Origin of the sequence: Prevotellamassilia timonensis, from assembly GCF_021531665.1 — a bacterium.
Lineage (GTDB): Bacteria > Bacteroidota > Bacteroidia > Bacteroidales > Bacteroidaceae > Alloprevotella.
Map to the genome: position 1 here is coordinate 1 of NZ_JADYUH010000082.1, position 7,952 is coordinate 7,952.

Consider the following 7,952-nt stretch of genomic DNA (forward strand, 5'->3'; position numbering starts at 1 on the left):
ATAAAACCGCGCCAAATTACTGAATGAAACCGCGCCAAATTACTGAATGAAACCGCGCCAAATTACTGAATGAAATCGCGCCAAATTACTGAATAAAATCGCGCCAAATTACTGAATAGAGATTTTTTTGTATCTTTGCGCTTGAAAAACAAAGAAATATGAAAAAGTACAGATCTCGCATTTTAGACGCTCTGTTGTCTAAGCGTCTGCAAGCCAAAGGTGCCGTTTTGATTGAAGGACCGAAGTGGTGCGGGAAGACCACCACTGCGGAGCAAATTGCCCGTGAAAAAATCATGTTGGCGAGGGCGGACGTGAAGGAAAGTTTCAAAAGACTTTTGGAGATTGATTCGGAAGAGGCTTTGTCCGGTGCGACGCCTTTGCTGATTGACGAGTGGCAGACTGTGCCCAAGCTGTGGGATGCAGTCAGATACGCCGTGGATCAAAGAGGAGAGATGGGGCAGTTCATTCTGACCGGTTCTGCTGTTCCCGACAAGGAAGCGGAAGCAGAGCGAGAGCATTCCGGCGTGGGGCGTTTTGCCTGGGTCATCATGCGTCCGATGACGTTGTTTGAATCGGGAGAGTCAAATGGAACGGTCAGTCTCGGTCATTTGTTTTCTGCGCCGGAGAAGATTTTGGAGAAGAATCAGCTAAACTTGAGAGACCTTGCTTTCTTGATATGCCGCGGAGGCTGGCCCATGTCTGTTGGTCTGGATGAAGAGATTGCTTTGCAGCAGGCATTTGATTATTATGATGCCGTGACAAAGGAAGACATCAGCAAGGTTGATGGAGTGAAGCGCACCTCTGCGAGGGTGCAGCGCTTGATGAGAGCCTATTCTCGGCATCAAGGCACACAGGCTTCCATTGCCACTTTGCGCGATGACTTGAAAAACAATGACAACGAAAGCATGGATGCCAACACCATCAATTCCTATTTGGATTCATTGCGAAAAATATTCGTGGTGGAGGATATGCCGGCTTGGAATCCCAACCTTCGTTCCAAAACCGCGATTCGCACGGCAGACACACGTTATTTTGTGGACCCTTCCATCGCCACGGCTGCTTTGGGGTTGGGACCCGCAGATTTGATGAATGATTTGAACACCACGGGACTTCTGTTTGAAACTTTGTGCATGAGAGATTTGAGGGTGTTCGCAGAGGCATTGAACGGTAATGTCTATCATTATCGTGACAAGAGCGGTTTGGAGTGTGATGCCGTTGTGCATTTGCGCAATGGTCAGTATGGTTTGATTGAGATTAAACTTGGTGGCGAGTCGTTAATAAACGATGGCGCCAAGTCCCTCAATGCGTTGGCAGCGCAGATTGACACGACTCGGATGAAGTCGCCTTCGTTTAAGATGATTCTGACCGCCACCGGAGACTATGCCTATCGTCGCCCGGAGGACGGAATCTATGTCGTTCCCATCGGTTGCTTGAGAGAGTGAGGGGAGGAGGGTATAGAAGGTATAGAAGAAGGGACTTAAATCATCCGTCAGATTTGTGTGATTCGTCTTCAAAAAATAATTCGTGAATAATTCATGACAATTCGTGTTGAAAACAAACTTATTAAAACGAAGCGGAGACGGCTGCCGATGCAACCGTCTCCGCGTTTTTAGGGAAACAGGAAGGAATCAGAGGTTGTCCTTCTCGATGTCTTTGAAATACTTGTAGGTTCCGTGTGTGATGCTTTCGCAAGCGGCTTCGTCGCAGACGATGATGCCGTGCTGGTGCATTTGGAGCACGGAGATGGTCCACATTTGCGTGACGGGTCCTTCGATGGCAGCCTGGAGTGCACGTGCTTTGTTGTGTCCGTTGCAGAGGATGAGAACTTCGCGTGCAGCCATCACGGTTCCGACACCGACGGTGAGTGCGGTGGCGGGCACGTTTTCGGGTTTTCCTCCGAAGAAGCGTGAGTTGGCAACGCGTGTGTCTGTGGTCAGCGTCTTCTGTCGAGTGCGGCTGGTCAGTGAACTTCCCGGTTCGTTGAAGGCGATGTGTCCGTCGGGACCGATGCCACCGATGAAGAGGTCGATGCCTCCGGCTTCTTCAATCATTTGTTCGTAGTGCGCACATTCTGCTTCGAGGTCTTCCGCGTTTCCGTTGAGGATGTGGATGTTCTCTTTCGGGCAGTCAATGTGGTTGAAGAGGTTGGTCGCCATGAAGGAGTGATAGCTTTCGGGGTGAGACTCGGGCAGTCCCACGTATTCGTCCATGTTGAAAGTGAGCACGTGCTTGAAGCTCACGCGTCCTTCCTGGTTGGCTTTCACCAGTGCTTTATACATTCCGATGGGGGAGGAGCCGGTGGGGAGACCCAGCACAAAAGGTTTCTCAGCGGTGGGGTTGGCTTTGTTGATGCGGTCAACCACATAGTCGGCAGCCCATTGGGAGAGCTTGTCGTAGTCAGGCTCAATGATTACTCTCATGTCTGTTTGATTTTAATGGTGATTAGATATGGTGTATAAAGATTTGCTCGCAAATTTAGTCATTGTTTGCGGGGTTGCAAAAATAAATCAAGAGAAAAACAGAGACGGCGAGAAAAATGTGACAAACGGCACATCCGTGAGAAAAATGCTTTGTCAGACTTTCCGTTTTTTGCTAACTTCGCCACCGTTATGCAAGATTTCGTTCATCTTCACGTACACACACAGTATTCCATCCTCGACGGGCAGGCGTCTATCCCTCGCCTGGTGGACAAAGCCATTGCCGACGGAATGCGCGGTTTGGCGATCACCGATCATGGCAACATGATGGGCATCAAAGAATTTTTCAACTACACCGAAAAAGTCAGAGGAAAGGCGCGCGGTGCCATCAAAGCGGCACAGGCGCAGATGGATGCTTGGCAAGCCGGAACGGAACCCTTGCCCGAAGGGAAAACTTTGGAGGAAGCACTCGAAGACTGTCGCGCAGAAATTGCGAAACAACAGCCCAAGGCTGATTTCAAACCCATCTTCGGCTGTGAGATGTATGTGGCACGCCGCGGAGACAAAGCCTTGAAGCAGGAACGCATTGACCAGAGCGGATGGCACCTCATCGTCTTGGCAAAGAACGAGCACGGCTATCACAACCTCGTCAAACTCGTTTCTCGTTCCTATGTCGATGGATTCTACATGCGTCCCCGCACCGACCACAAAGACCTTGAACTTTTCCACGAAGACCTCATCGTCTGCTCCGCCTGTCTCGGCGGCGAGATTCCGAAGAAAATCATGCAGGGCGACACGCAGGGCGCAGAGGAGGCGGTGTGCTGGTTCAAACGTGTCTTCGGGGATGACTACTACATCGAACTCCAACGCCACCAAGTCACCGACCCCGCCATCCGCGCCAACCGTGAGACCTATCCCATGCAGGTCAAGGTCAACGAGGAGTTGTTGCGCATTGCTAATAAATATGGTGTAAAATATATATGCTCCAACGACGTTCACTTCGTCGATGAAGAAAACGCCGAGGCGCACGACCGGCTCATCTGTCTCAGCACCGGCTGCGACCTGGACGACCCGAACCGAATGCTCTACACCAAGCAGGAGTGGATGAAGACGAAGGCGGAAATGAACGCCATCTTCTCCGACCTGCCCGAAGCGCTTTCCACCACGTGTGAGGTGCTCGACAAGGTCACGACCTACAGCATCGACCACGCACCCATCATGCCGAACTTCGCCATCCCCGAGGACTTCGGAACAGAGGAAGAATATCGCCAACGACTCACTGAAGAAGACCTCTTCAACGAATTCACCCGAGACGAGAACGGCAACGTCGTCATGTCGCGAGAAGAGGGGGAGGCGAAAATCAAAAAACTCGGCGGCTACGACAAACTCTACCGCATCAAACTCGAAGCGGACTATCTGGGTAAACTCGCCTACGAAGGGGCGAAGCAGCGCTATGGAGACCCGCTGAACGAGGAGACCAAGGAGCGCATCAACTTTGAGCTCCACATCATGAAGACCATGGGTTTCCCGGGCTACTTCCTCATCGTGCAGGACTACATCCGCGCCGCCCGCGAAGAACTTGACGTCAGTGTCGGACCGGGACGTGGCTCGGCAGCGGGAAGTGCCGTGGCATACTGTCTTGGCATCACGCAGATAGACCCTATTAAATATGACCTCCTGTTTGAGCGTTTCTTGAATCCGGACCGTATCTCTCTCCCTGATATTGACGTCGATTTCGACGACGACGGACGCGGACGCGTCTTGAACTGGGTCACGCAGAAATATGGCGAAGACAACGTGGCACACATCATCACCTACGGCACCATGGCGACGAAACTCGCCCTCCGAGATGTGGCACGTGTGCAGAAACTTCCTCGTGACTACACGATGAAACTCTGCAAACTCATTCCCGACAAACTCCCCGAGGGCAAGGACGGCAAAGTGCCCAAACTGAACCTGCCCAATGCCATCGCTGCCATTCCCGAACTGCGCGAAGCCGAAGCCTCACCCGACCCGCTGGTTCATGACACGATTCGCTATGCCAAGATGCTCGAGGGAAACGTGCGAAACACGGGCGTTCATGCCTGCGGCTTCATCATCTGTCGCGACCCCATCAGCGACTGGGTGCCTGTCTCCATCGCCCACGACAAGGAAACGGGAGAGATGCTCCACTGCACGCAATATGAAGGGCGTGTCATTGAAGAGACCGGTCTCATCAAGATGGACTTCCTCGGGCTCAAAACCCTCTCCATCATCAAAGAGGCGGTCGAAAACATACGCCTCTCCCTCGGCATCGAGATTGACATCGACAAAATCAGCATCAACGACCCTGCCACCTACGCGCTCTATCAAGAAGGAAAAACCATCGGAACCTTCCAGTTTGAATCAACGGGCATGCAACGCTACCTCCGCGACTTGCGACCCACGACCTTCGAGGACCTCATCGCCATGAACGCGCTCTACCGTCCCGGACCGATGCAGTATATCCCGCAGTTCATCGCCCGAAAGCACGGGGAGGAGCCGATTGTCTATGACCTGCCGTGCATGGAGAAATATCTGAAGGACACCTACGGCATCACGGTCTATCAGGAGCAGGTCATGCTCCTCTCCCGCGAAATCGCCAATTTCACCCGCGGCGAGAGCGACGCACTCCGAAAGGCGATGGGCAAGAAACTCATCGAGAAGCTGAACCACATGTACCCCAAATTCATCGAGGGCGGAAAAGCCAACGGCCACGACCCGAAGATTTTGGAGAAAATTTGGGAGGACTGGCGTGCCTTCGCTTCCTACGCCTTCAACAAGAGCCACGCCACGTGCTACTCTTGGGTGGCTTATCAGACTGCCTATCTCAAAGCGAACTATCCGTCACAGTATATGGCGGGCGTCATGAGTCGAAGCATCTCGGACATCTCCACCGTGGCGAAGCTCATGGATGAGTGCAAAACCATGGGCATCCACACCCTCGGACCGGACATCAATGAGAGCTACAAGAAGTTTAGCGTCATTCACAACGGCGACATCCGCTTCGGCATGGCTGCCATCAAAGGTGTCGGAGAAGCAGCCGTCGAAGAAATCATCCGCGAACGAGACGCTCACGGACCTTATGAGAGCATCTATGACCTCGTCGAACGTGTGAACCTCTCGGTCTGCACCCGAAAGAATCTGGAAGGACTCGCCATTGCCGGTGCCTTTGACTGCTTCTCGAAAATCAGTCGTGAACAATATGTCATGCCGGACGAAAAAGGCGAAATCTTCCTCGATGCCCTCGTGCGCTACGGTACAAACTATCAGATGGACAAGTCGTTCTGTGCCAACTCGCTCTTCGGACCTTCCGAGATGGTGGAAATTGCCAAGCCCCAGCCGTCTGCCAACGTGGCACACTGGAGTGACCTCGAACGGCTGAACCGGGAACGTGAACTGATTGGCATCTACATCTCCGGTCACCCGCTGGATGCCTATCGCATCGTCCTTGACCACCTCTGCACCACTCGCATGGTGGAACTTGAGGACAAGGAAAAATTGGCGCGCCGCGACATCACCTTTGGCGGCATCGTCACCGGCGTGCGAACCGGCTTCACCGGAGGCGGAAAACCCTACGGCATCGTGCGCATGGAGGACTACAGCGGGGTGGGGGAAATTGCCCTCTTCGGCGAAGAGTGGCTCCGACAGGCAAGCTACTTCACCGAAGGAAACACCTTCTTCATCAGTGCGCGCGTGGAACCACGACGATTCAAGGAGGGAGAATATGACCTACGCCTCGGACGCATTGAACTCCTGGCGGACGTCAAGGAGGAACGAATCAAGTCCATCACCTTCTTCCTCACCCTCGCCTCGGTTGAAGAATCCATCGTCAATGACCTGATTGGGGTCATCCTCGAAAACCCCGGAAACACCGAAGTCTATTTCTGTGTCAATGGCGTGGACTCCGAGAAACGACTCCTCCTGCGCAGCGGAAACTGCCGAATGAACATCAATCGAAACGTACTCGACTTCGTCAAAGAGAATGAGGGAATTGAGTATAAGATTAACTGACCCGGTCAAGCTACGACTTAGAGAAACTTTTTACCAAAAAGCATCATAGAGACTCATTAACAAATTATTAACTCCAACAAAATACTAACAAATCACACATGGAAAAAATCATTACTGACGCCAACATCGCTGAAATTGAAGCCGCCGGTCTTCCCATCGTCATTGACTTCTCTGCCACCTGGTGTGGTCCCTGCAAGAAGATTGCGCCCATCATCGAAGAACTTGCTGAAGAATATGAAGGTCGCGTCATCATTGGCAAATGTGACGTGGACGACAACGTCGAACTCACCTCTCGCTTCGGCATCCGCAGCGTGCCCTCCGTTTTCTTCCTCAAGAACGGTCAAATCGTGGACAAAAGTGTGGGTGCAGCTCCCAAACAGACTTTCGTTGAAAAAATCGAAGCGCTCCTCAACGCCTAAAATGCTCCGCAAACATGGCTAACGAAGATTTCTTGTTGGACGCGGAAGACGATGTGCGTGCCGTGGAGTACATCCGCTGCCATCTTTCGCAAGAGCTGCAGGAGAAGTTTACCGACGACCTCCTCTACTATTTTCTTGACGTGCTTGCCGAGTACTATTCCGAGAGCGGTTTGTGGGATGAGGCTGCTTCCGAGGACGATTACGTGGAAATTGATCTTGAAGAAGTGGCTGCCCATCTTGCCAAACGTGCGGAAAAAGAAGGCATGGGCAAGTTCAACGTCGAAGACCTCCTCTTCATCGTGCAGTATCAACTGGACTTTGAAGAAGAAGAAATGGGCGAGGAGTGAGCTCGCTTGAACGCGGATTCGAGGATTCGCGGTTTTCACGGATTCGCGGATTTCACGGATTTCGCGGATTTTGCGGGTAACCGAGTAAAGAACACGAATTGCGCATTGTCCGCAGAATAGTTTTTAGAACCATTGCTGTCCGGTAAAGTTTTGTTTGTCTCAGCCAAACTTCCACCGGACAGCAATCGTTGTATTGGGACACAGCTTCAGGCTGCACTATACGTAAATAAAAGGGGAAACAAAAAAACTCTGCAAACTATACACAAACCCTACATTCTGCTATTTATTTCTCTGATTATCTGAATATTACGTAATATATAGTTTGTGCTCCAAACTATACACAAACTATACACAAACTATACATTGAAGCGTTCAAAACCCTACACAACACGACGCGCAAACCCTACATTGCAACGGCGTGCAAACCCTACACAACACGGCGCACAAACCCTACACAACACGGCGCACAAACCCTACACAAACCTGCGCGCAGTTTAACTTAGGAGCACACCTAAGTAAAATTAGGGGAAGGCTAAGGAAAACTAGGGGAAGGCTAAGAAAAACTATGGGAAGGCTAGGAAAAACTATGGGAAGGCTAGGAAAAACTAGGGGAAGGGAAAGAAAAATTTGAGGAAGGCAAATAAAAATTTGAAGAAGGCAAATAAAAATTTGAGGAAGGGAAATTAAAATTTGAGGAAGGGAAATAAAAATTTGAGGAAGGGAAATAAAAATTTGAG

Annotated in this window: 5 protein-coding genes; 4 read left to right on the forward strand and 1 reads right to left on the reverse strand. The window is 51.3% G+C overall.

What is annotated here, in order from left to right; all coding sequences use genetic code 11:
* The first annotated feature begins 158 nt into the window (after positions 1-158).
* Entirely contained in the window at positions 159-1,442 is a 1,284-nt protein-coding gene (locus I6E40_RS10150) for an ATP-binding protein (RefSeq protein ID WP_235387018.1), read from the forward strand.
* 186 nt (positions 1,443-1,628) lie between these two features.
* Here I6E40_RS10150 and nagB read toward each other — a convergent pair whose 3' ends face one another.
* Entirely contained in the window at positions 1,629-2,420 is a 792-nt protein-coding gene (nagB, locus tag I6E40_RS10155) for a glucosamine-6-phosphate deaminase (RefSeq protein WP_235387019.1), read from the reverse strand.
* A gap of 189 nt (positions 2,421-2,609) precedes the next feature.
* Here nagB and dnaE point away from each other — a divergent pair, with 189 nt between their 5' ends.
* The 3 genes from dnaE (at position 2,610) to I6E40_RS10170 (ending at position 7,215) form a co-directional block, all read left to right on the forward strand.
* Complete coding sequence (dnaE, locus tag I6E40_RS10160; RefSeq protein ID WP_235387021.1) at positions 2,610-6,449, forward strand: DNA polymerase III subunit alpha; 3,840 nt, start codon at positions 2,610-2,612, stop codon at positions 6,447-6,449.
* Positions 6,450-6,547: 98 nt separating this feature from the next.
* Positions 6,548-6,868: a thioredoxin gene (gene trxA, locus I6E40_RS10165; protein WP_235387023.1), complete on the forward strand. Its 321-nt coding sequence runs from the start codon at positions 6,548-6,550 to the stop codon at positions 6,866-6,868.
* A gap of 14 nt (positions 6,869-6,882) precedes the next feature.
* Entirely contained in the window at positions 6,883-7,215 is a 333-nt protein-coding gene (locus I6E40_RS10170; RefSeq protein WP_235387025.1) for a hypothetical protein, read from the forward strand.
* Positions 7,216-7,952: the final 737 nt, after the last annotated feature.

Coding starts and splice junctions, on each gene's coding strand:
- I6E40_RS10150 (WP_235387018.1), top strand. CDS start 159: ATGAAAAAGTACAGATCTCGCATTTTAGACGCTCTGTTGTCTAAGCGT.
- trxA (WP_235387023.1), top strand. CDS start 6,548: ATGGAAAAAATCATTACTGACGCCAACATCGCTGAAATTGAAGCCGCC.
- I6E40_RS10170 (WP_235387025.1), top strand. CDS start 6,883: ATGGCTAACGAAGATTTCTTGTTGGACGCGGAAGACGATGTGCGTGCC.
- dnaE (WP_235387021.1), top strand. CDS start 2,610: ATGCAAGATTTCGTTCATCTTCACGTACACACACAGTATTCCATCCTC.
- nagB (WP_235387019.1), bottom strand. CDS start 2,420: ATGAGAGTAATCATTGAGCCTGACTACGACAAGCTCTCCCAATGGGCT.